This is a genomic window from uncultured Thiodictyon sp., from assembly GCA_903837595.1.
Classification (GTDB): Bacteria; Pseudomonadota; Gammaproteobacteria; order Chromatiales; family Chromatiaceae; genus Thiodictyon.
The window spans coordinates 1-26,975 of the sequence record CAILVI010000461.1 but is presented as its reverse complement, the minus strand read 5'-3'; the positions used below and the strand labels follow the sequence as shown (position 1 = coordinate 26,975).

At 64.5% G+C, this 26,975-nt stretch carries 20 protein-coding genes; 10 read left to right on the top strand and 10 right to left on the bottom strand.

Annotation, left to right across the window (positions count from 1 at the left end; genetic code table 11):
• Positions 1-89 precede the first annotated feature (89 nt).
• The 4 genes from QZY44_RS27540 to QZY44_RS27525 all read right to left on the bottom strand — a co-directional run bounded on the left by QZY44_RS27540 (position 90) and on the right by QZY44_RS27525 (position 7,486).
• The gene (locus QZY44_RS27540; protein WP_295455641.1) at positions 90-2,102 is read right to left on the bottom strand and encodes a DEAD/DEAH box helicase family protein; all 2,013 of its coding nucleotides are present in this window, start codon (positions 2,100-2,102) and stop codon (positions 90-92) included.
• Positions 2,103-2,196: 94 nt separating this feature from the next.
• Complete coding sequence (locus QZY44_RS27535) at positions 2,197-5,367, bottom strand: efflux RND transporter permease subunit (protein ID WP_295455639.1); 3,171 nt, start codon at positions 5,365-5,367, stop codon at positions 2,197-2,199.
• A gap of 3 nt (positions 5,368-5,370) precedes the next feature.
• A complete protein-coding gene (locus tag QZY44_RS27530; RefSeq protein ID WP_295455637.1) occupies positions 5,371-6,579 on the bottom strand; it encodes an efflux RND transporter periplasmic adaptor subunit in 1,209 nt (402 codons plus the stop codon).
• A 229-nt stretch (positions 6,580-6,808) separates the two neighbouring features.
• A complete protein-coding gene (locus QZY44_RS27525) occupies positions 6,809-7,486 on the bottom strand; it encodes a hypothetical protein (protein WP_295455655.1) in 678 nt (225 codons plus the stop codon).
• A gap of 194 nt (positions 7,487-7,680) precedes the next feature.
• On the opposite strand from QZY44_RS27525, the gene QZY44_RS27520 reads away from it, so the two are divergent.
• From QZY44_RS27520 to QZY44_RS27510, 3 genes are all read left to right on the top strand, one after another.
• Complete coding sequence (locus QZY44_RS27520) at positions 7,681-8,214, top strand: flavoprotein (RefSeq protein WP_295455635.1); 534 nt, start codon at positions 7,681-7,683, stop codon at positions 8,212-8,214.
• A gap of 10 nt (positions 8,215-8,224) precedes the next feature.
• Entirely contained in the window at positions 8,225-9,613 is a 1,389-nt protein-coding gene (locus tag QZY44_RS27515) for a DUF6513 domain-containing protein (protein WP_295455633.1), read from the top strand.
• A 154-nt stretch (positions 9,614-9,767) separates the two neighbouring features.
• Positions 9,768-10,346, top strand: coding sequence for a DUF447 domain-containing protein (locus QZY44_RS27510; RefSeq protein ID WP_295455630.1), 579 nt, complete (start codon positions 9,768-9,770; stop codon positions 10,344-10,346).
• Positions 10,347-10,780: 434 nt separating this feature from the next.
• On the opposite strand, the gene QZY44_RS27505 is transcribed toward QZY44_RS27510, so the two are convergent.
• The 5 genes from QZY44_RS27505 to QZY44_RS27485 form a co-directional block, all read right to left on the bottom strand.
• A complete protein-coding gene (locus QZY44_RS27505) occupies positions 10,781-10,984 on the bottom strand; it encodes a hypothetical protein (RefSeq protein ID WP_295455628.1) in 204 nt (67 codons plus the stop codon).
• A gap of 132 nt (positions 10,985-11,116) precedes the next feature.
• Positions 11,117-11,314 carry a hypothetical protein gene (locus QZY44_RS27500; RefSeq protein ID WP_295455626.1) on the bottom strand — a complete coding sequence of 66 codons (198 nt, stop codon included), beginning with the start codon at positions 11,312-11,314 and terminating at the stop codon, positions 11,117-11,119.
• A 131-nt stretch (positions 11,315-11,445) separates the two neighbouring features.
• Complete coding sequence (locus QZY44_RS27495) at positions 11,446-12,417, bottom strand: Hsp70 family protein (protein ID WP_295455624.1); 972 nt, start codon at positions 12,415-12,417, stop codon at positions 11,446-11,448.
• A gap of 182 nt (positions 12,418-12,599) precedes the next feature.
• Positions 12,600-13,151, bottom strand: a complete 552-nt coding sequence (locus QZY44_RS27490; RefSeq protein ID WP_295455622.1) for a hypothetical protein — start codon at positions 13,149-13,151, stop codon at positions 12,600-12,602.
• A 2,056-nt stretch (positions 13,152-15,207) separates the two neighbouring features.
• A complete protein-coding gene (locus QZY44_RS27485; protein WP_295455620.1) occupies positions 15,208-16,302 on the bottom strand; it encodes a hypothetical protein in 1,095 nt (364 codons plus the stop codon).
• Positions 16,303-16,434: 132 nt separating this feature from the next.
• Between QZY44_RS27485 and QZY44_RS27480 the strand changes: the two genes are divergently transcribed.
• On the top strand, positions 16,435-17,592 hold the full coding sequence (locus tag QZY44_RS27480; RefSeq protein WP_295455616.1) for an AAA family ATPase: 1,158 nt from the start codon (positions 16,435-16,437) through the stop codon (positions 17,590-17,592).
• A 22-nt stretch (positions 17,593-17,614) separates the two neighbouring features.
• Positions 17,615-18,628, top strand: a complete 1,014-nt coding sequence (locus QZY44_RS27475; protein ID WP_295455614.1) for a ParB/RepB/Spo0J family partition protein — start codon at positions 17,615-17,617, stop codon at positions 18,626-18,628.
• A 169-nt stretch (positions 18,629-18,797) separates the two neighbouring features.
• Here QZY44_RS27475 and QZY44_RS27470 read toward each other — a convergent pair whose 3' ends face one another.
• Positions 18,798-19,421 carry a hypothetical protein gene (locus QZY44_RS27470; protein WP_295455612.1) on the bottom strand — a complete coding sequence of 208 codons (624 nt, stop codon included), beginning with the start codon at positions 19,419-19,421 and terminating at the stop codon, positions 18,798-18,800.
• 512 nt (positions 19,422-19,933) lie between these two features.
• On the opposite strand from QZY44_RS27470, the gene QZY44_RS27465 reads away from it, so the two are divergent.
• The 5 genes from QZY44_RS27465 to QZY44_RS27445 all read left to right on the top strand — a co-directional run bounded on the left by QZY44_RS27465 (position 19,934) and on the right by QZY44_RS27445 (position 26,878).
• Positions 19,934-20,494 carry a hypothetical protein gene (locus QZY44_RS27465; protein ID WP_295455610.1) on the top strand — a complete coding sequence of 187 codons (561 nt, stop codon included), beginning with the start codon at positions 19,934-19,936 and terminating at the stop codon, positions 20,492-20,494.
• Positions 20,495-21,013: 519 nt separating this feature from the next.
• The gene (locus QZY44_RS27460) at positions 21,014-23,593 is read left to right on the top strand and encodes a diguanylate cyclase (protein WP_295455608.1); all 2,580 of its coding nucleotides are present in this window, start codon (positions 21,014-21,016) and stop codon (positions 23,591-23,593) included.
• 66 nt (positions 23,594-23,659) lie between these two features.
• Positions 23,660-23,836 (top strand): hypothetical protein, encoded by a 177-nt coding sequence (locus QZY44_RS27455; protein ID WP_295455606.1) that lies wholly within the window; start codon positions 23,660-23,662, stop codon positions 23,834-23,836.
• 677 nt (positions 23,837-24,513) lie between these two features.
• Positions 24,514-25,071, top strand: a complete 558-nt coding sequence (locus QZY44_RS27450; RefSeq protein WP_295455604.1) for a cytochrome b/b6 domain-containing protein — start codon at positions 24,514-24,516, stop codon at positions 25,069-25,071.
• 376 nt (positions 25,072-25,447) lie between these two features.
• Positions 25,448-26,878, top strand: coding sequence for a BCD family MFS transporter (locus QZY44_RS27445; RefSeq protein WP_295455602.1), 1,431 nt, complete (start codon positions 25,448-25,450; stop codon positions 26,876-26,878).
• Positions 26,879-26,975: the final 97 nt, after the last annotated feature.

Genomic DNA, 26,975 nt, shown 5'->3' with positions numbered 1-26,975 from the left:
TCGTCCGGTTTGCAGTCGGCGACGAACTTGGCGAACTCATCCTCCAGCAGTTCATCCCTGGACTTGAAGCGGGGGATGAGACCAAAGACCTATTCCAGGATCTCCCGCAAGGTCAGGCGCCGGTCTACGGCGGCAGCCTTGCGCAATTTGTCCAGCGTATAGTATTCCTCTGGTCGGTCGAAGACCTCGCGGTTCACATAGTCGATGACCCGGTCCCACTGCCCGGCCGCGATGGCGGCGACGATCTCCGGGTTCTCGCGTACGCTGTCCTCGAATTTTTCGAAGAACATGCGGTCGATCCTCATCCCCTCGGCGGTGATCTGTTCGACCCGAAGCGAGGCGATGATGTCGCCGCCAAGATGTTCATAGGCACCCCCGCCGGTCGGGCCTGGACCCGCCCCGCCTTCGCCACCCAGGCCCTGCGGGCGCGGCAGCTTGAGCACCTCGTCGTAGTTGAACTCGGTCTCGAAATACTCGCAGTTGGCGAAGAAGTCGAAGAGCTTGAAGGCGGTCTTTTCGGGCTGCACCACGCCGTCCTTGATCCTGTCATCAAAGAGCTGATCCAGAAAGTTGTGTCTGCGGGTGCCGCGACCCTTGATCTGGATGAAGTCGGTGGGTGAAAAGATCGGGCGCAACAGGCCAAGATTGAGTATATCCGGACTGTCATAGCCAGTGGTCATCATGCCGACCGTCACACAGACGCGCGCCTTGCTGGATTTATAGGCGGGCAGGAAGTTACCCGAACCGAGCAGGCTGTTGTTCGTGAAATTGATCGTGAATTGCTGCGCGTCCGGGACCTGCGAGGTCACCTGAACCGCAAAGTCCGACTGATATTTACCGGGGAAGAGGCGGTCTGCCATTTGATTGAGGATCTGGGTGAACTTGCCGGCATGATGTTGGCTCACCGCAAAGAGGATGGACTTACCGATCTCGCCGCTGACCGGGTCGCGTAGGGCATTCTCCAGAAAGGTCTTGCAGAAGAGCTGATTGGTGGCCTCGGAGAAAAAGCGCTTTTCAAACTCCCGCTGCTTGTAAGTCTCCTGCTGGTCATCGCCGGTGTCGTCTGTGCCGGCGACGACAAAGCCTTCTTCGGAAAGCAGGGCGGTGGTGATATCGGTGCGGGCGTCCACCACCAGCGGGTTGATCAGGTACCCCTCTTTCACGCCATCGAGCAGCGAGTAGCGATAGGTCGGCTGGCTGTTCTCGCAGCCAAAGGTGCGATAGGTATCGAGCAACAGGCGGCGCTCGGCCTCGCGCGGATCGCGGATGGTCGGATCGGCGCTGTCGAAGCGTTTGAGATAGTCGCGTGGGGTGGCGGTCAGGCCCAGTTTGTAGCCAATGAAATAGTCGAAGACGGCGCGGGCATTGCCGCCGATGGAGCGATGCGCCTCGTCGGAGATCACCAGATCGAAATTGATCACGGCGGCGGCAATCAGGGTCTTGCCGGTTCCGGTGGCCATCTCGAAGAGGAAGCGATCCTTGCCCTCGCGCACGGCCCATTGCAGTACATGGACGCCTTTGAGCTGATAGGGGCGCAGAAAGCGCAGTTTGTTGGTTTTTATGTAGTCTGGACGCTCCGCGGGATTGCGCCACGCGGCCTCGGACTGGTAGGCCGGGCGCTGCGTCAGCGCGATGTAGTCGTCGCCGACCGGCTCGTCGATGAGGCGCTGCGGGTCGGGCGTTACCTTTTGATACCCAAGGACTGACTCAGGGGTCGGGAACGAGGTGATGAGATAGGGATTGCCGCGCGCGAGATCCCAGAAATAGTGCAGATTGCCGTTGGAGAGTATGACAAACCGACAGTTCAGCGACTTGGCATATTTGCGCGCCTGTTCCTTGCCGATCAGTGGGTTCTTGTCCTCGGCCTTAGCCTCCAGCACGATCAGCGGGAATCCCTGCGCATTCAGCAACAGGAAGTCGATAAAGCCGCGGCTGGCCTTTTCAAAGTTGGAGCCAAGGGCATCCAGGTCGGAGGCCTTGAGTATGAAACCCGGCTCGAGGCGGATGTTGGCCGGTCGGCCGCCATCGGCAAAGAATCGCCAACCCGCGGCTTCCAGCAGCTTGTTGATCTTGATGCGCGCTGTTGCTTCCTTCGCGGGCATGGCGGTTGTTCTCCAGCGATGGTCATAACAAGGGCCTGCTGTAAGGGTTCAGCCCCCCACCCCAGCCCTCCCCCACACGGGGGGAGGGGGCAGATTACACGTCAACAGGCGGTATCTTCTTATTTAGGTCTAAGGCACCGATATCGGCTGGTTGCTCCTCCTGCGTCCCTTCCAACCGGTCGCCCAACAACCGCTGCACGACCACATAGAAGACCGGTACGAACAGCACCCCGAGCAGGGTGGCACCGAGCATCCCGCCCATGACGCCGGTACCGATGGCGTGGCGACTGTTGGCGCCGGCGCCGCTGGAGATGACCAGCGGGGTGACGCCCAGGATAAAGGCGATCGAGGTCATGAGGATGGGGCGAAAACGCAGCCGCGCAGCCTCCATAACGGCATCCAGTACCGTGCGGCCGGACTGGTGCAAGGTGTTGGCGAATTCAATAATCAGGATGGCGTTCTTGGCCGAGAGTCCGATGACTGCGATCAAGCCAACCTTGAAATAGACGTCGTTCTCCAGCCCCCGCAGCCAGGTGAATGACAAGGCCCCCAGGACCCCCAAGGGCACCACCAGCATCACCGCCGCCGGGATCGACCAACTCTCATAGAGCGCAGCGAGTGCCAGGAAGACCACCAGCAATGACAGCACGAACAGGATGGGTGCCTGCTTGCCGGAGATGATCTCCTGGAGCGAGGAGCCGGACCATTCATAGCCGATGCCCGGGGGGAGATTGCGCGCCACGATCTCCTGCATCGCCGCCATGGCTTGGCCCGAGCTGTGACCCGGGGACGGTCCGCCGTTGATCTGGATGGCCTCAAAACCGTTATAGTGATCGATGGCCGGCGCGGCCAGTGCCCATTCGGGTGTGACCACCGAGCTCAGCGGCACCATGGCATCCAGGCCGCCCTGGCGGCTGGGGATAAAATAGTGACTGAGATCCTCCGGGCGGCTGCGGAATGCGGCATCGGCCTGGAGCAGCACCTTGAGCACACGCCCCTGGTAGTTGAAGTCATTGGCATAGACCGGGGCCAGCATGAGCTGGATAGCGCTATAGATGTCAGTCAGGTCCAGTCCCATGGCCTGCGCCTGGAGGCGGTCCACGGTGAATTTCACCTCGGGGCCGTCCTCGAGTTGATTGGGGCGCACGCCAGCCAGATCCGGGTTCTTGGCCGCCGCGCCGAGGAGCATATTGCGCGCCTGCATCAACTGGGCGTGGCCGAGACCGGCACGGTCCTGCAGGCGGAAGTCGAAGCCGCCAAAGCGGCCGAGCCCGCGCACCGTCGGCATGTTGACCACGAAGATGCGTGCCCCCTTGACCTTTTGCAGGGCACCGTTGATGGCCGGGATGAAGGCCTTGATCTGCTCCGCGGGTTTGGTGCGCAGGTCCCAGTCCTTGAGTCGGATAAAGCCCAGACCGACGTTTTCTCCCTGCCCCACGAAGCTGAATCCGGCCACCAGCATCGCCTTATCCACCGCCGGATTGGCCCGGAGGATCTTGTCCGCCTCCTGCAAGACCTCGGTGGTGCGCTGCATGGTCGCCCCGGGGGGCAACTGGATGATCGCGAAGGCATAGCCCTGGTCCTCTTCCGGCAGAAAGCTCGACGGCAGTTGCGTAAAGAGAAAACCGGCGAGGGCCACCAAGGCGAAGAAGGAGACCATCCAGCGTGGGGTATGGCGGACGGCCTTGGCGACCCGCCGCAGATAGGCCCCGGCAATGGCGTTGTAGCCGCGGTTGAAGCCGCGCAGGAACCAATTCGGTTCATGGACTGGCCGCAATAGAGTCGCGCACAAGGCGGGGGTGAAGCTGAGGGCCATGAGCGCGGAAATGCCCATGGAAATGACGATGGTGAGTGAGAACTGGCGGTAGATGACCCCGACGCTCCCGCCCACCAGGGCCATCGGGATGAAGACCGCGGCCAGCACCAGCGTCATGGCGATCACCGCGCCGGTGATCTGGTCCATCCCCTTGCGCGCCGCCTCCTTGGGCGACAGCCCCTCCTCGGTCATGAGGCGTTCCACGTTCTCCACCACCACGATGGCATCATCTACCACCAGGCCGATGGCCAGCACTAGGGCAAAGAGGCTCAACACATTGATCGAGAAGCCGAACAGATACATTCCGGCGAAGGCCCCGGTGAGCGCCACCGGCACCACCAGGGTCGGAATCAGGGTGGCGCGCAGGTTTTGCAGGAACAGCAGGATGACAAAAAAGACCAGGACCACCGCCTCCGCCAGGGTCTTGACCACCTCCTGAATGGAGATGCGCACAAACGCCGTGCTGTCATAAGGGCTGAGCCAGGACACCCCGGCGGGGAGATAACGCATTAACTCGTCCAGTTTGGCGCGGACCGCCGCAGCTACCTCAAGTGCATTGGCCTCCGGGGCGAGCTGGATCGCAAAACCGGCCACTGAGTCCCCACCCAAATGGACATCGCGCCCGAATGACTCGGCCCCCAGGGCGATGCGCGCGACGTCCTTCAACTGTACGCGGCTGCCGTCCGGATTGGCGCGCAGGATGATCTCGCCGAACTCATCCGTCGTGGTGAAGCGGCCGGCGGCAGTCACCGAGGCGGTGAAGCCCTGACCGGGCAGGGCCGGCATGGAACCGATGGCGCCCGCCGCCACCTGGACGTTCTGTGCACGCACCGCCGCCAGGGTTTGGGCCGCGCTGAGTCCGAAGCCGCGCAGTCTGTCCGGGTCGAGCCAGATGCGCATGGCATAGCCGGAGCCGAACTGGGTCGCCCCGCCGACCCCGGGGAGCCGCCGGATGGGGTCCAGGATCTGTGCGGTGATCAAGTTGTCTAAAGCGTTGCTATCCAACGCGGGGTCGGTGGAGCGCAGGGCTACCGCCATCAGAAAGTCGGCGTTGGCCTTGGCCACCACCATGCCGTTTTGCACCACCTCGCGGGGCAGACGCGGCTCGGCGACGCTTAGACGATTCTGCACCTGGACCTGGGCGATATCCGGATTGGTGCCGGTCTGGAAGGTCAAGGTGATGGTGGCAAGGCCGACGCCGCGGGAGGTGGAGTCAAAATAGATCAGGTTGTCCACCCCGGTGAGCTGTTGCTCGATGACCGAGGTGACAGTCTTCTCCATGACCTCCGCGCTTGCCCCGGGGTAGGAGGCGGTGATGCTGATCTGCGGCGGGGCGATCGGCGGATAGGCCGATACCGGCAAGTTGAAGGCGGCGATTCCGCCCGCCAGTGTGATGAGAATGGCAATGACCCAGGCGAAGATGGGCCGGTCGATGAAGAATCGTGGCATGAGCTATTTCGATCCCTGCGCGGCCGTCGGTGGGGCCTCGGCCTTGGGCTTGTCGGCAGCGGTCGCCGGGGCCGCGGGTGTTACCGCGATTCGCGCCACATCCCCGGGCTTGACCTTCTGGAGCCCGGCGACGATGACCTGCTCGCCGTCCTTGAGGTCACCGGTCAGAATCCACTCCTTACGGGTCATGCCGCGCGTATCGACCCGCCGCTGGATGACCTTGCCGGTGTCGTCCACCACCAGCAGATAGGCACCCTGGGCGTCCCGGGCCAGGGCCGGCTGGGGCAGCAGGAAGGCCTGTTCCACCTGCCCCACGGTGAGGCGCAGGGTGACGAACATCCCGGGCAACAGGAGCTTGTCAGGATTGGGCATGGTGGCACGCAGCGAAAGTGCGCCGGTATTCGGGTCCACGGCCAGGTCAGAAAAGTCCAAGGTCCCACGGTGGGCGTAGGGGGTGCCATCCGGCAACAGCAACTCGACCTGGGTCCCAGCGCCCCCCTTAGAACCAGGTGCCGCGGCCTTACGCAGGTCCGCGAGTTCGGCCAGTGACCGGCTGAAATTGACATAGATCGGGTCGATCCGATCCACCGTGGTCAGCAGGGTCGCCTCTCCCTGCCCCACCAGGGTGCCCTCGGTGACCAGTGCGCGACCGGCACGACCGGCAATGGGGGCGGTGACCGTCGCATAGCCCAGTTCCAGGCGGACAGCGTCCAGATTGGCACGCGCCTGTTTGACCGCCGCGGCGGTGGTGCGTTCCGTCGCCTGCGCGGTGTCCAGGTCCTGTTGCGACATCGTCTTCTTCTCTCGCAACTCGACGTAACGCTTGGCGATCAGCGCGGCGTTGGTGGCATCCGCCTCGGCCCGAACCAGGGCCGCCTCCCGCTCATTGACCTGGGCCTGCAGGCGGGCCGGATCGATGCGAAACAGCACCTGACCCGGCGTGACGTCCGTTCCCTCCGTGTAGACCCGCTCTAACAGGACCCCCGCGACCCGTGCCCGTACCTGCGCCGAGCGGGTCGCGGCCAGGCGACCGACCAGTTCCCGGGTGAGCGGTACCGACTGGGCGTGGGCCACCAGCACCGACACCTCCGGGGGCGGCGGTTTAGCCGCCCCCGGACCGGCGGCCGGACTCGACCCGGCTGGCTTGTCGCAACCGCCCACCAGGGCAATACCGATCAAGAGCGCGATCCCGCGCAAAAACGTCGACCTCATGGAGCACTCCGGACGCAGGGGCGGCGTGCCCCTGGCTGATGACTGAGACGGCCCTCATACGGGTGCCGTGGCAAACGATCCCACCCCCGGAGGAAAACGTCGCGGGAGGAGCGGGCAAGACGAAGGTGCCTATTCTGCCACTGTAGCGACCTGCGCGCGTGGAGCGTCGACAGGCTGTCGGCCAGCCGCCGCCAGGTGGTCGGTGGTTAGGCTGACTCAACGCCGGTGTTCAAGCGAGACGCCCGACGACGGACCCCAGCAAAAGCACCGCGCTCGCTGCGAGCGTAATCAGTACGTTGTCGTCGATGGGACCGAATTCGTAGCGCTCCACCCAGGTCGCCACCACGGCCGAGGTCACCCCCCACCACGGGATCGATGGATCGGCATGGCCGCCGATCACCCAGCCGAGCGGCACACAAACAATCAGCATGAAGACGTTGCCGATGGGGCTCTTGGAGCGTCGGCGCACCAGGGCGTTGCGGGCGATGCCGGTCACGCCGTCGCCGAAGGCCATGTAGAGTGCGGGCAGGATGGCGAGCCAGGGGTCGCCCAGCAGCCACCACAGGGCGGAGACGGAGACTGCCCACATCAGGGCAAACTTGACGTCGTTGGTATTCTCCGGCGTCTGGAACCAGTACATCAGCACGCCCAGGCGATGGGGGAGCCAGGTGAACAGGGTCAGCAGGAGGCCGGCGACCAAGGGATACCAGAGATCGGTGAAGACCAGCGGCACGGCCAGGGACCCTACCCCGCCGGCCAGCATGTGGACGATCTTGCGGGTGTAATAGACCGCGCGGATCGGCTCCATGCCGCGATCGACCATCGCCTGATAGGGGATACGGGTCAGGAACAGCACCACGAGGACATAGAGCCCCAGGCCGGTGGCCCAGAGGAATTGGGAGGACATGATGAGGTGTTGGATATCCACGCTTTGTTTCGTGCCTTGTTGATCAGCCTGATGTGCAGCGCGGCGAGGCAGCATCAGGGGCGGCCGGCGCTGAGGCAGGCACACTATCAGACATTTGATAGACTGTGGAGCAAGCAACGGGCAAAGACGTCGCCGCGACGCACACCGCTTCCACCAAGAGCCAAGGCCGCGCCATGAAGCACCCCGCTACCCCGCGACTCGCCTGGGCCCTCACCGGCTCCGGCCATTACCTCCAGGAATGCCTGGATCTAGTGGAGTCACGCACCGATGTGGACCTATTTGTCAGCCGCGCCGCGGCCGAGGTGCTGAGCATGTATGGCATCGACCTCAAGCGCCTGCGTGAACGCCTCCCTTGCTACCACGACACCACCGCCAGCGCCCCGGCGGTCGGGCGCTTCTATCAGGGTGTCTACTCCCGGTTGGTGGTCGCGCCGGCCACCTCCAACACGGTCGCCAAGATGGTCTGTGGCATCTCCGACACTCTGGTGACCAACATTTACGCCCAGGCCGGCAAGTGCCGGGTCCCGAGCATCGTCTTTGCCTGCGATACCGCGCCGGCGCTGGAGACCGCGGCCCCCGGCGGTCAGGTCATGGTGTATCCGCGCCGGGTCGATCTGGCGAACGTGGAGCGGCTGCACGGTTTCGAGTACACGACCGTGGTGGACAGTGTCGCGGCGCTGGTGGCCGCCCTGGCGACGCCCGCATGAGGAACCGCAGGTGAGCGAGCACCTCCTGTTACTCACCGGCCAACTCGCCGAGGGTGCGCTGCGGCGCGTCATGGATGGTCTGGACTTGGGAGCGACGACCTGGTCCGTGCGACCTCTCGGGGTCAAGGTGGCCGCCCTGATGACCGCGGACCTGATCCGGCGGCGGCTCACCGACACCGCGGGGGCGGATCGGATCATCATCCCCGGGCGCTGCCGCGGGGACCTGGAGGCGCTAAGCCGACACTTTGGGTGCCCGGTGGAGCGCGGACCGGATGAGCTGATCGACCTGCCCCGTTACTTCGGCCTGGCCGGCCGGGTGCCGGATCTGAGCGCCTATGACGTGCGCATCTTCGCCGAGATCGTCGATGCGCCGCGACTGAGTGTCGCGCGGATTCTGGAGCAGGCCGCCGCCTTCCGGGCCGACGGGGCCGACGTGATCGACCTGGGGTGCGTGCCGGATACCCCGTTCGACCACTTGGATGCCAGCGTGCGAGCACTCAAGGCGACCGGCGCCCTGGTCAGCGTGGACTCGATGCAGCCGCAGGAGTTGCTGGCCGGCGGGCACGCCGGGGCTGACTTCCTCTTGAGCCTCGACGAGGATAGTTTGTGGATCGCAGACCAGGTGACCGCCTGCCCGGTACTGGTACCCAAGCGACCCGGCGACCTGCCCTCGCTGGAACGGGCCATGGCGCGGCTGGAGGCGGTGGGGAGGCCCTACCTGGCCGACCCGATCCTTGATCCGATCCATTTCGGTTTCACCGACTCGATTGTGCGCTATCACCGCCTACGCCAGTCTCACCCGACGGCGCCGATGCTGATGGGGGTCGCCAACCTGACCGAGCTTACCGAAGCGGACACCACCGGTATCAACGCCGTCCTGATGGGCTTGGTCTCGGAACTCGCCATCGGCAACATCCTCACCACCCAGGTCAGCCCACACTGTCGTACCGCCATCCGCGAGGCCGACCGGGCACGCCGCATCATGCACTGGGCGCGACAGCAAGGCAGCCTGCCCAAACAGATCGACGGCGGCCTGACCGCCGTCCATGAACGAGCCCCCTACCCTGCCGAGTCTGCCGAAATCCGCGCGCTGGCCGCCGCCATCCGCGACCCCAACTACCGGATCCAGGTCAGTGCCGAGGGTATCCACTGTTTTAACCGGGACGGCTTGCATACCGCCGACGACCCCTTTGCGCTCTACCCCCACCTGGGGGTGGAGCAGGACGCCGGGCACGCCTTTTATCTGGGCGTCGAACTCGCCCGCGCACAGATCGCCCATCAACTCGGCAAGCGCTATGTCCAGGACCAACCACTGCGCTGGGGTTGTGTACTATCCTCTGCAGTGGCGGATTTGAACCATTACGCCCCGGTCGGGACCACCCGAAAACACCGGGACTAACGACCATGGCGCCCGCACCACCCCGAACGATGAATGTGGCGGGCGCCTGGGCCGTTCCCCTCCCCGGCCCTCCCCCAATAGGGGAGGGAGAATTGGAGCGCGCTCCCGGCGCGACTTTCACGGTAAGCCCTGATACCAAGACCAGAACCCAGCCATGATCCAAGAAGTCATCATCACCACCCGCCACCCCGACGGCCGCGCACACATGGCGCCGATGGGCATCCGTCACACCGGGCAACACATCATCATCGCCCCCTTCCGGCCCTCGACCACCCTGGACAATCTGCTCGCGGGTCGCTCGGCGGTGGTGAACTACACGGACGACGTGCGCATCTTTGCCGGCTGCCTGAGCGGACGCACCGACTGGCCGCTGGTGGATGCGCAACAGGTCCCGGTGTCGCGCCTGGCCGAGAGCCTGGCGCATACCGAGGTGGAACTGGAAACGGTCAAAGAGGACCCGGAGCGCCCCCGGCTGATCTGCCGCCCGGTGTTCACGCAGACCCACAGCCCATTCATGGGCTTCAACCGCGCCCAGGCGTCGGTCCTGGAGTTGGCAATCCTCGTCAGCCGACTGGACCGCCTGCCAATGGGTCAGGTCCTACGGGTGATCGACTACTTGCGCATCGCCGTGGACAAGACCGCCGGGCCACGGGAGCAAGACGCCTGGGACTGGCTGATCGAGCGGGTTGTGGCCTTCCAGACGGGCGCGGATGGCACGCGGGGCCTACCCTGACCTGTATTGGATTGCGGAAATCGCTATCCTCGGGCAAGCCCTTCCGCAGGGTTAATCCGAGGCGGCTGGTCTTAGGTGATTTCCGGAAAAAATCATCCCAGTAGGGTGGATAAGCGAAGCGCATCCACCACCCCGCCGGCTCCGCGGATTGGTGGATGCGGCGCACCCCGGCCCCATGGGCACGCCTTATCCACCCTACAGCGCCGCTCGACCGATCCTGCCGTGAGCACCTCTTTTGCGGTATGAGATATCTGGAAATCGCCTTAGCCCGCCAACGCGTCCAGCAACAACCCGAGTCGCGCCACCGCCCGCTCGGCGACCACCCGCCGGGCGGGCGCCCGGTCGCGGATGCTGAGGTCGCGCCAGTGCTGCTGGCGTTGCTCTACGTAGCCGGTATCCTAGGCGCGGTCCAACGGCAGCCGGTCCGCGCGCCCCTAACCGTATTGTCCCAGCAGGCGGCGCAGTTCGTCCTGCTCCTCCCCGCTAAAGGTCCCCGCGTCCTGCTGCTCCAGGGTCTGTAATGCCTCGAAGTCGGCGTTGTACTCCTCCAGTTGGTGAAAGACTCGCCCCAGGTCACGATCGACCGCATCGACCGCCGCGGCCACCAGCGCGGCAGTGGGCGCCGCGGCCCGCCCCACCCATTCGGCCAGTTTCGGCGGCCACCGCCCGATCGCCCGGCGCGCCGACTCGTCGCGCTCACGCTGGCGCAGCGCCGGGAGGCGCTGGTAACGGATGCCGCTGATCAGCCGACGTGCATCCCCGATGAGGCGTTAACAGCGCAGGAACTCGCTGCGTTTCAGGAAATGGCTCTCCAGCATCTCACCGAGCGGCCGGAATCCGGCGATCCGCGACAACCGCGCCGCGACCTCAGGCAGATCGAGGGACGGGTCGGCCGCGAGCCGCGCAACGGTCGTGAAGACGGTCCAGTTCAGGCCGCCCAGGAGCGCACGACGCTCGTCCGTGCTCAATGGACAGTCATCGAATGGTCGATCTTGGCCATGTCCCCGACGGCGTTCAGCGCCCGGGAGGTCCCCTGGGTCGCCTGACCGAACTCCTCCAGAAAGTCGCGGTCGGTGGCACGCGCCTCCGCACCGATCAGCTAGATGATGGCGTCGCTGCTCTCCCCGATCTGCTGGGTCTCGCGGTCGTGGCGCTCGCGCAGTTGGCCATAGAGACGCATGTACTCGGCGGTGCGCCCCTGGTGTTCGTCCACCACGGCGCCCGTACCGGGGGTATCCACCAGGGTCACCCGGCACAGGTAATCGAGCTCGAGCCGGTATTCCAGGTGATCGATCCCCTCGGCCCGGCGCAGCATCTCCAGGTCAGTGCCCTGCAATTGGCGCAGAAGGTTCGCGGGGCAGTCCTCATAGCCGCCAGCGCGCCAATAGCAGCGCACCGGCCGCTCGGGCTCGGCGGGACGGCCATAGCGGAAATAGTTGATGGTGGCCGTGGTCTCGGTGGTGCCCACGGTCGCCAGGTCCTCCCGGGCGCCGAGCAGTGCATTGATGAAGGTGCTCTTGCCCGCCTTCACCCGGCCGACGACCGCGACCACGCAGGGGGCGTAGACCTTCCCGGCCAGGGCGGCTTGTTCATCGGCGAGGGGCCGGGCAGACCGGGGATGCGCAGGTGGTCGGCCGATTTCGCCAGAACCTGGACGATTTCCTCCTGGATGGCGCTCATGCGCGGCTTCCGGCGATAGACGGCCGCAGCCCAGGTCGAAGGTCCCGCCGCCCAGGTCATAGACCAGCACATGCCGACCCACACCAAGACCGGCACGGCTATCGGCCAGGGCCGCCGCCACCGGTTCCTCCAAGGTCCGCACCTCGGTGAAACCGGCGAGCCGCGCCGCCTGCTCGATCGGCTCGCGCTCCAGGATGTCGAAGGCGGCGGGACAGGTCACCACGGCGCGGTCCACTGGGGCGTGGAAGTGCAGCTCCTCGGCGTGACGCTTGAGCTTGGTGAAGATCGCGGCAGCGACCTCGACCTCGACCGCCTTGACCCGCCGACCGGGCGGGGCCAGGGTGGGGGCGTTGAGCAACTCACGCGGATGCTCTGGACGACCCGGGGGCACTCGTCTTCGTCCTCTAGCATCTGCTCGGCCGGGGTACCGACCAGTTCGGCGTCCGTGCCGAACCAGACCACCGAGGGTGTCTTCTCCTCGCCCTCGGCGTTCTTGATGACCTTGGCCTCGCGGGTTCACCCAGGCCATGCTGCTGGTGGTGGCGCCGAAGTCGATGCCGATGGTGGCGGTACTCATGCCTGTTGCTCCTCGACCGGGGGCTGACCCAGTCCCGCCAGTGTCTGCTCAATGCCGGTCAGCTCCCGGATGATCCGCTGGATACCCTGCCCTACCTGGCCCCACGGCACCAATTGCCCGCGCAGCTCCGCCAGGCAGGTGGCGGCGCGCTGTTGCTCATCCAGCTTGGCCTGTTCCGTCAGGCGGGCCAGCTCGGGGCTGTCCTCCTCGGATTGCTCATGCACAATGCGTTGCAGGTAATCGCCAATCATGTCCGTGAACTGATGGAAATGCGCGTTCATCAGACTCTGGTGTCGGCGGGCCGCGGAGTCGACATCGAAGTAGCAGCGGCGCACCTGGTCTCTGACGTCGCTGAGGTGCTTGTCCAGCTCCTGCTGGGCGCGTTTGAGCTGGACTCCCGCGGTCCGCGTCCAGCCCGTGCGTCCTTGCATCAGTACCCAGAGGGCCGCACCAACGGCCAAGGGGAGAAATAGAGCGGACGCAAAGAAGGTGGCTGAAGTCGCCTCGGCCGCAAGACCAACTGCAACGGTGCCGCCGAGGCCCGCCATGATCGCGGCATTCCTGGGATGTGCAGGATCTCTTGCAGCCGTAAACAGGCGTGTTCGGCGAGCTCGAGTCCTGCGGGATCGAGACGTTCCAGATGGCAGTGGACTGCGTCGAACAGGTCGACGCAGTCGGTGACCAATTTGATCCAGCGTTGGTCGTCGAGCGGGTCGGCAGAGGCCGCTGGAGGGCTCGGAGTCCCGGGACGGGGCAATGGGGTGCCCGGCTTCGGAATAGGGCCGTGCAACGGTGCTGGGCGGCTTTGGTGTGGCAGGCGCAGGCGACTCCCGAACGCGTGGTCTGCTGGACCAGGTGCGAGCGACAGATAGCCACACTCGAAGCATCCGGTTGCGCATGGCGATCATGACGCACTCCTCACATCCCTCGCGTTGGTCCGATCCAGCAATGGCTGGGGCTTATACGTGTACGCGCGGCGGTGGGCCGCATGGGTCGCCGTCAGGATGATGTGACGCATCCTGATCGGGTGTGGCGAAGGAATTGTGATCCGGACGGAAATGAAGGTTGCAGGCGCCGGATGTTAAGCCTGGTGAGACACGGGAAGGGGGGAAGCCTGGGAGATGGATTCCGCAAGATGGTTGGGGGAGGGCAAGAGGCCTTAGGCGGTTGCTGTGATGCGGAAGAGGGAAGCGGATAGGTGGTCAGGCAGGAGAGTTGCGTGGATTCGTAAATTTGAAAAGAGATTGAGGCGGCCACTGCCGCGGTACTAACTTAGGTACTAAGAGAGTACTAAGAAATACTAGGAGCGGCGGAAGGCGAAAATGGGATTTTAAGATCAATAACCTGAAAAGCGATTTATGTTTGCTTCGTGGGAAAAGAGACGGCGTTTCGTGGGAAGACGGGCGGTGGATCGTGGGAAGAAGGACGAGGGATAAGGGGAAAGAGGACGGTGCTGCGTGGGAAGGTGGGCGGTGCCTCTGTGGATAAGTGGGTGCAGCGGGTTCCACTACGTGGGAAAGAGGACGGTGGGGATGGCTTCGTGGGGGTGGAGTTGGGCGCCGCTGGGGAGTGGATTCGCCCTGAGCGCGATGGGATTGCGCTTGTGCCCCGGCGGGGGCTCGGGACTCGGGTCGCGGCGAGGTATATTCGTAAGAGGTTGTTATAAAAGCTTATGGCGCCAGTTTCGTGGGAAAATGGACGGTGCCAGAGGGGCGGCAGAGGTGGCTGGTTGGGGTGGAGGGGGAGGGGTTTACGGATGCGGCGTGGGTTCGGTGGGCCGGGTTGCGGGGCTACGGGTGGGAAGGACAGGGCGACGGGGGGCTTTGCATGTTAGCGGCGGTCCCCGTCGGGATGGTGCGAGGGGCGCTCTGTCGGGGCGGGGTTAGGGAGCTTTGCTCAAGCGGCAGCTTCACGAATGAGTCAAGGTGGCGGTGGCTATGGGAGGGCGCGCGCGTTCAGGTCGCAAGGTGGACACGGCCTGCAAGTGGTTGGGGCGGAATTGCTGGCTTCTCAGGCGGCTTGTAGGCCGTTGGTCAGGCCGTTTTTCCTGAAAATGGCTTGTTTGCTCTGTCGACAATCTGACCAGCGTGTCGGGGTGCGCGGGTTGGGGATTGGACGGGATGGCTGATTGATCGGAGGTGGGGCTTTCGGGTTTCGTGGGAAAGAGGGCGGTGTTATGGATGGGTAGGATCCTGCTTGGGGGGTTAGCAGGATGGGTGGGCACGGCGCCAGAATAACCGCATTCACTGAAAGAAAACAATGTGTTGTCGTGGCCGGGGCGGCCGTTTGCAGCCGCGTTTTGCCGCTATGCAAGTGGTGTCTGCGGGGCCGGGGGAGTGGGGTGGGTGCCGCCCTTATCCCGGGATAGTCTTGCTTCGTGGGAAAGAGGACGGTCACAGGGCCTTGGCCGGGTGCGGCGGACGCGTTCCTGGTGCTTGGCTACCCCGGGGACTGCTTATCGTGGGAAAAGGGACGGTGTGCGTTATGGTTCCTCGCAGGGATTAGCGGTTGCGGTCTTGGTCGCGGGGCGGTTCGTGCGACGCGGGTGGCTGAAGAGCATTGCTTCCGTGGGAAAAGGGACGGCGCGACGGTCGACTCGTGTGATCAGCGTCGTTGAACGAAGGTCACGGCGAGTATCCAGGGTGTGCGGCGCCCGGTTCCGGTAATCGTAAATTGCTCCAGAAACAGCAGTTCCTTGAGTCGCTCGAGCTGCGTGATGGCCTCGCGCTTGCGGTCGCGCAGCTCGCCGAAGGCGCCGATGCTGGCGAAGAACTCGGTGAGTGGAATGGAGAAGGTTTGGTTGCTGCGTTGGCTGGCGAGTGAGCGGTGCATGGCCTTGCCCAACGGGGAAAGCTGGCGACGGATGTCGAAGTCCAGGAAGGTGCGGTACTCCTCCAGCCACTGGGAGACCAAGGGGTGAAACTGGACGTAGTAACAGGCGTCCTCGGCGGTTGCGACATACTCGATGAAGAGTAGCTGAACCGGTTTACCGTGGAAGGCGTCGCCACCCTTGGGCTTCTGAAACTTGAGCGTGATGGCGGCCAGGTTGTCCATGCTCTCACGGCGCTTGGCGATGGCCCGCCCGCCCCAGCCGCGGGGCGGTGTGTAGCCTTGAATCACGGTTTCGAGTTGTGACACCAGGCAGTACAGTGCATGGACGCGCACCGCGTTCCCCGGGGCCAGCCCGCTGACGGCGATGGTTGGTGGGGCGGCGATGGGTAGGCGATCGGCGGGCCCAGTCATGCCCTGCTGGCGCATGTTCATCAGGCCGAACAGGGTGTCTTCGTCGTACACCGTGAGCGCTGGCCCGGCCTTGTAAACCCCTCCCCCGTCCCAGCGGGACTCCAAGGTAATCCAGTCTGACGCCGCGGCCAGTTCGCGGGCGGTACTGCGCTGTATCGGGGGGAACAGAGGCAGGCGCGTCAAGGGTGTCGGGTACTCGGCGGAGGGAAAGAGTTCAAACTGTTCCACTCCCCGCTCGCGCAGAAAACGCTCCAGGCGTGCATTGGCCTCGGCGATGACCTTCGGTCCGGGGGTGCCGTTGCTGGTGCGGCGCGCCGGCCGGCCGCGGGGGCTGGTCGCCGGAGCGGTGGAGGCATCAGGCGCGTTTTTGGCGGTACGTTCCCGCGCCTGGCGCTCCAGACGTGCCAGGGTGCGCTTCAGGTCCCTGGGGCCCCCGTCGGGTGGGTCATCATGCATGGGAAGCTTGGGAAAAACGTGAAGTTTCAGGCCATAAGATAGACACTGGAAGGCGGTTTCGTCAAGTCGTGATTGGCCAAATCTGAGGATAGTGCTTTAATTGGGCCAAATCCACTTGAGGAGAGGAACCTGATGCGTGCGAAGCGATCGATTGAAGACCTCCTGGGTCGTATCCAAGGGGTACGGGATCAACTCAAAGATTACAACCTGGCCCCTGACCACGTGAAGCGTGATACCCGCCTCTATGCGATGCGTGAGGCGGCGGAGTTGATCGGCCGCAGTGACCAGACCATCCGTGATGCGGAGGCGGAAGGACGACTGCCCACCCCGGAGATCGGGCGCAACGGGAAGCGGGTCGGCTACACCCTGTCCCAGATCAACTCGGCGCGTGATGTCCTTGGTACCCGACTGCGGCGCGCACAGGATGAAGAACCCGTTGTGATCGGCTGTCAATCCTTCAAGGGTGGGTCGGGCAAGACAACGACCGCGGTTCACCTGACTCAGTATCTGGCGCGGCAGGGGCTGCGGGTGTTGCTGGTGGATTGTGATCCGCAGGCGTCCTCGACGGCGATCTTTGGCTATGTACCGGAGGCGGACCTGGGGGCGGAGGAGACGCTCCTGCCCTACCTGGAGGGGGATCGGACGGACTTGGCCTATGCGGTGCGGCCGACCTACTTTGATGGGGTCTATCTGGTGCCGGCCAACCTGCACCTGTATCGGTCTGAATACACCCTGGCAGCGGGAACCGCCAAGTTGGATCGCTTGAAAGAGGGCATCGACACGATTGCGGTCAACTTCGACGTGGTGGTGATCGACCCACCGCCCTCACTCGGCATGATCAGCCTGAACGCGTTGTACGCGAGTAACGCGCTGATCATCCCGATGTCCCTTGGTCTTTTGGACTTTTACAGCACCGTGTCGTTTATCCAGATGCTCAATGAGACGCTGGATGTGATCGAGCGGCGGGTGGGGATCGTGCGCTCCAAGTTCGTCAAGGTGCTGATGACGCGGATGAACGAAGGCAAACCCGTGCATATCCAACTGGCCGATCATCTCCAGGCGAGCTTTGGCAGTTATCTGATGCAGGCGCGGATGCACGACTCCGCCGCGGTGGACAACGCGGGGGTCATGATGAGAACGGTCTACGAGCTGGAAAAGACCTCGGCAAACAGAAAGACCTTGAGCCGGGCGACGATGCTGTTTGACCTGGTGAATGCTGAGATTCTGAATCTCGTGCGGGCGACCTGGCCGAGCCACCACAAGGCGCTGCGCGCCCAGGGGCTCATGTAATCAATTCGGTCTGGGGAAGTAGATGACAGCTAAAGGTTCCACTGGGGAGATGTTCAAGGCGCTCGCGGGCGGTCGGGTGACGGCGAGTGAACCGGCGCAGCCGTTGCCGCCGGACGTGCCGCAACGGGGAGTGTCGGCACCTAACGTCGGTATCCTGGCCGGGCGCGAAGGGGCGATCTGGGAGGTGTCATCGGGCAAGAAGATTACGCGCGTGGTGCGGCGGGTGGACCCGGATCGCTGCCGTATCTGGGCGCGACACAACCGCCGGTACGATCTGCTGTCGCCGGAATCCTGCGGTGACCTGATTGAGGGCTTCAGGCAACAAGGTGGGCAGGAATTTCCGGCGATCGTGCGACGGGTAGCCGGTGGCAGTGACCATGAATATGAAGTCATCTCCGGGGCGCGCCGGCACTGGACGGCGCGGTTTCTGAAATATGATTTCCTGATTGAGGAACGGGAGCTGACTGATCTGGAGGCCTTTCGGCTGTCGGATATCGAGAACCGACATCGGTTAGACCTCAGTGATTTTGAACGGGCGGTGGATTACCTGCAGGCGCTGGACCTGTACTATGAAGGCAGCCAGAAGCAGATGGCGATGAATCTGGAGCGATCGGAGGGCTGGTTGAGTCGCTATCTGGACTTGGCGAGGCTGGAGTCTGCCGTGGTGATGGCGGTGCGCGACGTCCGGGAAATTACGGTCAATCAGGCGCGGGTGATCAAGCCACTGCTCAGTGGTAGGACCCGCGCGACGGTGATCGAAAAGGCGCAGGAGCTCGCTGGGTGGTCGGAGAAGCCCAGTGCGCCGGACCTCGTGCGGATACTGACAAGTGCGGCGGCAGAACCGAAAGGCATCAAGGCGACGGCGACCCTGGAGACGGTGTCAGCGAAGGATAGCGGCAAGGTGTGTGCCGTGGTCCGTCGACACGGACGGGGCGGGTTGGTGATCCAGGTGGACGGGAAGAGCGGGGCGGACACGGCGGAGGTGGTGGCCGCGTTGACTGCGATCGTTGAACGGCACTATGCGCCGTCCAAGTAGCCGCGGCTGTTTGCGGGGGCCAATTGTCAACTGACAATTCTCTTGCAACAGATTGTAAAACATGTCGTTTTCTTGGAAATTTCGGCATTCGGTGCAGCGCTTGAAAGAGGAAAAAGCCATGCTGTGCGCCGCGTGCCCTTGCACTGCGCCGTTCCTCTACAGGGGCGTGCTATCTCGGCCCAGGGCGCCCCCCTGGGCCGGTCTCGGTCCCAGCAAGCGTGACCCCAAGGCACCCGAGCACAGTCTCGAGCCCCTGGTGATCGGCGAAGGCGAGGACCACCCGCCCCCGCTGCTTGTCCTGCGCGTACTCGATGGATACCGGCCCCCCGGTCACCGCGCTGATCCGCTCCTCCAGGTACATCAGATCAACGTCAGGCTCGCAGCTGCCGCGGCTGGTCATTGGCTGCCGACCGCTGCGGCCCGCTGCGGCCTCCTCGGCGGCTCGTACCGATGCGCCGCAGCGTACGAGCCGCGCCACCATCTCGTCCTGTTCAATCCCCGCAAAGGCCGCCAGCGCCTTGCCATGCCCCAACGTGAGTAGCCCTGCTCTCAATGCCTCCCGTGCCGTCTCTCGCAACCGATTGACCATGCGTAAGCCGTGCGCCAATGTTGTGTAAGCGATTCCCAATTGTTGGGCGGCCGCCTTTTGTGTGTAACGGGGATTGCGACCGCGTTCGTCCGCAATATACCGCAGCGCTGCCTCGGCCCAGCCGAGCGGGTCGTCGACGGGATGACAATAACCTCGGACGCTCTGATTCCGAAGTTCTACATCGGTCTTGTCTGGGCTGATCATCCGGTTCCCGTGTCGCCAGTGTTGCCACGTGGCAATTATAGCCAAGAGCTGTCTGGATGCGTAGGGCGCACGAGGCAACTCGCCGACCGGGATGTCAGTGGGGCAAACAAGCCGCCCCAGACTTGCCAAACGGCCCAAGTACCTGTCCCAGAGAGCGCCAATCCCGCGCCAGTCGGGCCGTGGCAACTCGTGGCAACTCGTGGCAATCTGGGCGCATCTGTAAGCGGAGAGGGTGCCAAGCCGAATCGATTTGCCTGCCGGTGTTCCGCCCGAGCGCCTGGCATTTTGTGGTACCCGTTGCGCTCCGTCTCTGTGCACGATTTCTATTTCCATGGCAGCCGCGCGACGGCCTACAATCGCCTTGCACCCAGTCATCCAGTCGAGCCGGTGGAGTCTTGGTCGGGCCAGTCTGACGCCGCTCCCTCGCCCCTTGGGCCGCCGATTGATTGACCGAGCCACCGGCGTCCGCCCCGGCGGGCGACCATCAACTAATCCAACTCAAGAGAACACCCATGTCGGAGAACACTACGCGGTCGGGCGCGGGCGGCCACCCCGAGCTAGCGCCCTTGAAGCGGCTCGGTGCGGCAGTTCCGCAAGCCGATTTCTGGATCTTTGTTGGTCTGTTAGCGCTTGCCCTCGTTGGCGCTGCCGTGTCCCAGGCCGAGGACACGGGCGGCCGGTACTATTGGTCGGCGCTAGTGCTGGTGTACGCGGCCGTCAGCATTGGCAGAAGTTGGTTGCAGGCGAAAGGGCAGGGCGGCCCGGCCTGGACCATGATTCAAAGCCAGGTCCTGCATTGGCTCGGAACCCTGGTCGCCATCCAGACCGTCCTCTTCTTCGAGCTTGAGGGGATCACCGACCGGGGGCCGGCCGCCGATTACTCCCTGTTACTGCTCGCCCTGGGTACCTTCCTGGCGGGCGTCCATTTCAACTGGACCTTCATGCTACTGGGCTGCATCCTTGCGGCCACGGCCGTCGGTCTCGGCTTTGCTGATCAGTTCTCGATCTATCTCGTGACATTGCCGCTCGCCGCACTGGCCATTTGGGTCGTCTACAAGCGAAAGTTCGGCTAGGTCGACCTGCCAACTCGGGATGGGCGGCTGCCCATGGATGATCCCTCACAGCCGTCCGTTCCGTCAGCCGCAAGCGTTAGCGTGCGCTGCGTGGTGCGGAGCGGTGAGTGCGCGTGAAAGGGGGTATGTGCCTGCGGCCCTGGTGGGCGTCCCGGCTGGATTGTTCGACCCTGCGTGTCCCGATTGACGGGCACTGATGGGCGCGGCCGGGCTGGCCCCGGCCTTCGATGCCCCGTTGACCGCCGTCCCCAAATGCCTGCCCAGGGTGAGCCCCCGCCCGCGGTTCTCGTGCCGTATACTGTCGCTTCAGACGCTGGCCATCGTTGCTGCGCGTCGGGCGGGTACCTTGCTTGTTGGGGCGGGACGTTGCCGCCGGTTCACGCGCTGGCATTGCCGTACCCGCCGACTTGGTGTCCCGGCGTTTTTTTACCTTGGTAGTCGCTCGCGCGTGAACTCTTGGGACAGCGGGCATGCGGCGATCGGCCCAGACCCGGCGCCTGTCTCCCGGAGCAAAGACCCATGGAAACTCAACCTAATCCCCCGCTGCCCTTACCTGATCTCACGGTCTGCGACCGCGAGCCCATTCATCTCCCGGGCTCTATCCAGCCTTATGGTTGCCTCTTGGCGCTGTCGGGCGAGCGGCTGCGGATCGTCCAGGCGACCCCGACTTGCCGGGCGCTCCTCGGAATGGACGTCGCGGGGCCGGTGGGGCGTGAGTTGGGTGAGACTCTTGGGAGGGGCCTGGAACAGTCGGTACGCGAAGCGCTGGCCCGCCATCGTGTCATGCCCGCCATACCGGCCGGACTGACCTGGCAGCCACCGGGAGATGGTTCCGCGCTCGCCGGCTATGTCCATCAGTCGGGTAGTCTCGTGGTGCTGGAGCTGGAGCCATTGATAGGCGACGATCCTGCGGGTGCAGCCGACCCGGCCCCGGCCATGAGCGCGCTCAATTGGGTCCGCGCGGAGCCGGGGCTGGAGGCCAAGGCCCAGGCGGTTGCCGCTCTGCTGCAGCAACTCACCGGCTTTGACCGGGTCATGGTCTACCGTTTCGACCTGGACTGGCACGGCGAGGTCATCGCCGAGTCGCGTGCTATGCCCCTGGAACCATATCTCGGCCTGCACTATCCCGCTTCTGACATCCCGGCCCAGGCGCGTCAACTCTATCTCGTCAATCCCACCCGGGTCATCGCCGACCGTGACGCTGTTCAGTCGCCCATCCTTGCGGTGGGTAGCGCGTCCGCCGGGGCGCCGCTGGACCTGACCAAGAGCCTCTTGCGCAGCGTCTCTCCGGTCCATCTGGAATATCTGCGTAATATGGGCGTACGCGCCAGCTTAAGCTCTGCCCTGATTCGTGACGGCGCGCTCTGGGGCTTGATCTCCTGCCACCATGCCCGGCCGCGGCGACTGGGGCGGGGGTTGCGTGAACTCCTGGGTTGGATGGTGCAGGACCTGGCCACCCAATTGGCCTTGGCGGAGGAGGTTCGTACCCGACACTATGCGGCCCGGCTCAAGGTTTGTCGCAACAACGTCATCTCGGCCATGCGTGCAGGGGCGCGCCTGTCCAGCCTGATGCAGGGGCCGGAGCTCAAGGACGTCCTGGGTGCCATCGGCGCCGACGGTGCGGCTCTGATCCGCGGCAGCGAGTTGACCATCGGGGGCGTCGCCCCTCACCCGGCGCGCATCCGCGCCATCGTCGATGGACTCACCGGTAGTTGCCCGGATGACCCCTCCGGCGTGTTCCTGACTGACTGCCTGAGTCGGCACGTCCCGGCGGCGGCGGACTTGGCGCCAATTGCGGCTGGCTTGGCCCTCTTTCCGCTGGTGGGATCGCCGCTCGTGAAGCTCATGTGGTTTCGCGGCGAGCAGGTACGCCTGGTGACCTGGGCCGGCAATCCGGATAAGGCGACGGACCAGGCCGCCGACGGTCGGATCGGTCCGCGCAAGTCGTTCGCCGCCTGGACCGAAACGGTGCGCCAGCGCAGCTTGCCCTGGACCGCGGAGGAGGTGGAATCCGCCAGGCACTTGACGGCGCTGGTGGACATTGAGCTGCACAAGACCGTCGAGGACGCCCTGCGCGCCAGCCTGGCCGACGTGCAACGCCACGATGCCTGGATGGTCGGCCTCAACCGGATGAACGACCGGCTGCTCTCCTGTGAGACTCGGTCGGAGGCCGAGGCGATCATTGCCCAGGGTGCTGCGGACCTGTTCGCCGCCCATCCGGGCGCCCTGGCCTTGCGGCAGGATGACGGCCCCGAACTGCGCCTGGCGGCCTCCTGGGGCGATGGTTGGGGTCTGCCGGCGGTCCTGGCGTTGCGCGATTGTTGGGCGCTGCGGCGCGGTGAGACTTACGAGGTTGCCGACCCTGCCACCGGGGTACATTGCCCCCATGTTCAGGATCGCCCTGGGCGTTCCTATCTGTGTGTCCCCCTGACTGTGCGCGGGGAAACCCTGGGGCTTCTGCACCTGGTGGTCGGTGCCGACGCGCCTGGGGCGGTCCCCGCCGTGCCACTGGGCGAACTGCGTACCCTCGCCCAGGCGGTCGGTGAATCGATCAAGCTGGTCTTATCCAATCTCCGGCTCCAAACGGCGCTGCGTGATCAGGCGATTCGCAACCCCCTCACCGGACTTTTTAACCGCCGGTATCTGGATGAGACCCTGCCCCGTGAAATACATAGTTGTAGGCGCCGCCAGGAGCCATTGGTGATTGCGGTGCTGGCCCTGGATTGGTTCACGTTGTGCAACGACGACCACGGCCCCGCGGTGGGGGACCAGGCCCTGCGGGCGATCGGCGGTCTGATCAACCGGTTGCTGCGTGGTGGCGACATCGCCTGTCGCTACGCCGGGGATGCGTTCGCCCTCTTGCTGCCGGACACCTCCCTGGAGGACGCCCGCGGGTGGCTTGATGGGTTGCGTCAGGCGCTGACTGAGCTGCGCCTGAGTTGCGCCGGTGTGGTGCTTTCGCCGGTCTCTGTCTGCATCGGAGTCGCTGCGCTCGCGGCCGGTGAGACGGACGCCGCCCTGCTGCTGGCGCGGGCGGATGCCGCCCTCTGCCAGGCCAAGGTCCAAGGCCCCAACCGGGTCGTCGTGGCGGGCGCGTAGCGGGGCGCGATGCACGGGGTAGGCGCCGCCGGCATCGGACCCGCTTGCCCCCGATCAGGACGCGGCGTGACGCGGTCGAGTCAACTGCTCGACAGCAACGCCTACCCGGGAATGCAGACGCGCCGACTGTGGGTCAATGGGCGGGTGGTGAAGACCGACAGCGAGGGCTATCTGGTCAATCCGGCGAATTGGTCCGCGGCCTTCGCCAGCGTTCAAGCCGAATCCGAGGGTCCCTGCTCCTGACGGATGCTCATTGGGACGCGGTGCGGTATCTGCGTATGCATTTCGCACGCACCGGCACCCAGGCCTTGATGCCGGAGATGATCAAGCACTTCCGGCGTGTCTGGCCGGATGGGGCGGGGGCGCGCGTCCCTGCATCGGCTGTTGCCGCGGGGCAGACCCCTGAAGCAGGGTAATCGGCTGGCGGGACTGCTGCGCACCAAGGGGGGAACATTGAGCGGGTGGTCCCATCCGTTGCGGCGCGTCCATTGCGTGGCGGCGGCCACATCGCAATAGCTGCAAATCAATGAACGGGATTGAATAGCACGGTCAACGCAGGGTCGGAGAATCCTGCCGGGGCGGCGACTCAAGAACGCCCGGACGCCTAATAACATAGAGTTGAGCTCGGTTATTCGGCAACACTGCTTTGCCGCCTCGGGCAATTGGGATTGTGGCACTACTAAGGCCCGAGTTGACACGGGAAAACGGCCAAGTGCTATCGTCGGGCTAGCGCTCGGGGCGCGTGCCGATGCCCGACCCGTAGGCGGTTGCGAGGACTCTTGCGGGTGGCACGCAACCCGGGAAGTGAAACAGATCCTGGCCCGGTTCGTCAAACGGGGCTGCAACGGGACAGCAAGTCGTGCTAGCCTTATCAAGGGTCGATTTCAGACCCGCGGTTCACCACATTCTGGGGGTATTTTATGCAGACTAATCGCTATGGCTTTTCCCGCCGCATTTTGCATTGGGTCGTGGCCCTGTCGACCTTGGGCGTGCTGGCTATCGGCATGCTGTTCTTTTTCCTTGATGTGGAAGGTACTCAAAAGTGGTTCGGGGAAAACAACACCAGCTTGTTCCTTAAGTATCACGAGAGTTTCGGCATCGTCATCCTGATCGGGGCCTACTTGATCCTGCGGCTGCGCCGGTGCAACGGGGTTCCGGCCTACGATCCGCCGCAGTCCTTGCTGGTGCGCCTGGTGGGCAAGATCGTCCATTGGCTCACGCTGGTGGCGCTGATTGTCATGCCGATCCTCGGCGTGCTGGCCGTTGCGTTCAAAGGCAAGCCGGTGCAGTTCTTCAAGTGGAACCTGCCGGGCACGAGCTTCTTGGGTACGCACGAGTCGTGGGCCACGACGCTGTTCCATTATCACAGCCAGATCGGCTTGGTGGTCTTAGGGCTGGTCTTCCTCCATCTCTTAGGCGTCTATGTGCATGGGCGCATTGCGCATGACAATGTCAACTCCAGGATGAGCCTGATCTAAAAGGGCTTCTGGACTGCTGCGAAGCGGTCGGGGGTGGCGCTGAGCGCGTTCAGCGTCCCCCGCCGCCCGCGTCTGGCGCGCGCGGGTGGGGCAGGGGAGAACCACGCTCGCGTTGTCGTTTTGCGCCAGCGGCCAAGGCGACCGCGCCCCAGCCGAAGGATCGTCGTACAATGTGCGTCCATCGTCAGGTGACCGGGGCAGAGCCTGGACCCTGCGTCGATCAGCTCCGCTCCCGCGACCCACACACTATTGCGTGCGTCGCGACTCGCTGAGACCACACCCATGCCGTCCCCGGCGGCGCAGCGCCGCACTTGCGCCGGCGCTTGAGGGATGCGGAACCTCTGTTGGCAACTTGCCCTACCAAGATCATTCCTTCATGAACCAAAGAGAAGAAGTCGCCCGCGCCTGGAATGAACTCCTGACGCGCTTCCTGCCGTTCGCCGATGTGGCGAGCGCCGACCTGCCGCTCAAGCGCCTGCTGCGGCTTTCACTATTTCAGGTCTCGGTGGGCATGGCCATCGTCCTGCTCAATGGCACCCTCAATCGGGTGTTGGTGGTCGAGATGGGCGTCTCGGCCTGGCTGGTCGCCCTGATGGTGTCGTTGCCGCTGGTATTCGCCCCGCTGCGCGCGCTGATCGGCCACCGCTCGGACTACCACCACTCGGCCTTCGGTCTGCGCCGCGTTCCCTATCTCTGGATGGGCACCCTGCTCCAGTTCGGCGGCTTTGCCATCATGCCGTTTGCCTTGGTGCTGTTGGCCGATGACGTCAACAAGCTGCATGTGCTGGGTCAGATATTCAGTGCCCTGGCGTTTCTGTTGGTGGGCGCCGGGCTGCACACCACCCAGACTGCCGGGCTGGCCCTGGCGACGGACCTCGCGCCGGAAGACACCCGGCCACGCGTGGTTGCGCTCTTGTATGTCACGCTGTTGGTCGGCATGGTGGTTAGCGCGCTGCTCTTCGGCCGGTTGCTGGAGGGTTTCGAGCAGGCCAAATTGATCTCGGTAGTGCAGGGCGCGGCGGTCGCCACCATCATCTTCAATCTGATCGCCCTGTGGAAACAGGAGGCCGTGGATCTCAAGCGCGCGGCGCAAGCGGAGGAACGTCCGCCGTTCGGCGAGGCGTGGCGCGACTTCATCCAAGGCGGCCAGTCGGGCCGGTTGCTGATCGTCGTTGGCCTTGGCACCGCTGGATTCAGTATGCAGGATATTCTGCTTGAGCCCTTTGGTGGCCAGGTGCTTCACCTGAGCGTTTCCAGTACCACGGCGCTCACGGCCATCATGGCCGGCGGAACACTCCTGGCCTTTGCCCTGGCGGGGCGCTTCATGGGGCGTGGTGGTGACCCCTACCGTGTCGCCGCCTTAGGCGTGCTGGCCGGGCTCTTCGCCTTTGCCGCGGTCATTGCGGCGGCGGCACTGGATTCGGTCTGGGTGTTTCGGACCGGGGCCGCGCTCATTGGCTTCGGTGGGGGCCTGTTCTCGGTCGGCACCCTGATTGCGGCGATGGGGTTGGCCGAGCGTGAGCACCGGGGGCTGGCGCTGGGTGCCTGGGGTGCGGTGCAGGCGACGGCATCCGGGGCCGCGATTGCGGTTGGCGGTGCGTTGAAGGATATCGTCGCGGGACTGGCAACCCACCACGCGTCGTTCGGTTTGGGGATCGGCGCTTCGTCCATCGGTTATGGCTTCGTCTATAGCACCGAGATCCTCCTGCTAGTCGTTACGCTACCCCTGATCCTGCCGCTGGCGCTGCGTGCGACGGCGCGTCCTGCCTCGGGTGATGCTCGCATTCGTCTCGACCAGATGCCGTGACGCGATGGTCGTGGCTCTGACGCCCCATCAGCTTTAGGCATCGGACACCGATGCGGCGTGCGCTTGATTGTCATTGCCGTGTCGCGGCCAGGGGGCC